The sequence below is a fragment of the Vibrio sp. 1069 genome, from assembly GCF_033340555.1.
On record NZ_JAWOWP010000088.1, the window covers coordinates 1 to 1156 of the forward strand.

Genomic DNA, 1156 nt, shown 5'->3' on the forward strand with positions numbered 1-1156 from the left:
GCGGATGATCTGTTGATTGTAAAAAACATGCCCGCTTAATCCGTCGAGTAAATTGAAATTGAGGCTGAGGTCGTAGCCGTAATCTTCCCCTTCGCTTAAACCAATATCGGGTTTTGCATAGTCATCATTTCCGTACCAAAGTTCTGCAAGTAGCTGGACATCGTCTGTCATGTCATAACTGCCGTCGCCACGGAGCTCAATCCTCTCTTTGTCGGCTAAATAGTATTGGCGCAAATTAGGCGAGTCGCTGCTGTCGTCCTGCCAATCAGAGCCATCGCGGAAAGAGTAGGAGACTTTACCGCCTAATTGCCACGGACTGTTTGGTCTGTACTGAGCACCAACAAAAACGCGTTGTTCATCGGTACGTTTTCGGTCGGCATAGCTTCGCTCGTCTTGTTTGAAGTGATAACCCGCATTCACCTTCACATCAGACGCAACACGATGCGTTAACGTTGTTTCCAGTTTGGTTTTTGTGTGGTCGTATTTTTCTCTTGTAGAGCCGATGATGGTGTTTCTATCGGAGTTATCGTCTTTGTCTGAATAGTCTGCAGAAATGGCGAAAGCTGTGTCTCGCGAAAGCTTGTTGTGGTAATCCGCGCTCATTTGCCAAGTGTTGGTTTCGCCATGGAATGTATTAGAGTTAACGGGGGACTGCGGGAATGGATTTAACCCGCCTTCAGAAGACGTCTGTGACCAAAGTAAGCGGCCACTGAACGTTTGTTGATTCAACCGATAATTCCCCGTGACAGCAAACTGGTGAAAGTCGTTGTCAGGCTCATACGCGATGTGGTTGGCGTAAGGGTTGGTAATGCCGCCGTAATAGAGTGCGGACTTGTCATTGCGGAAAAACGAGCCGCGATACGCAATATCCACCAGCCACAAATCTTCAATGTAGCTCACTCCTACTTGAGTATTTAAGGTTTCATGATCGACGGCTTTGGGTATGAATCCCGGCGCGTTGGCGTAACCCGGAATGGTCGATGAATAGAGCGACGTTGTGCCTTCTTTACGTTCGTGCTTCATGGATGCATATGGCTTCCATGGCGTATGTGGTGTGTACTTGAGTTCTAACTTAAACGTCTCTCGCGTCACTGAGTTTTCATATTTCGATAGGTCACCACTAACGAGTGCATCTTCTCTTGGATGATACGCACTG

At 47.7% G+C, this 1156-nt stretch carries 1 protein-coding gene; it reads right to left on the reverse strand.

The window, feature by feature from the left end; genetic code table 11:
• Positions 1-1156 (reverse strand): MtrB/PioB family decaheme-associated outer membrane protein (locus tag R7040_RS24600; protein WP_318097291.1); only part of this gene is annotated, 1156 nt, incomplete at both ends.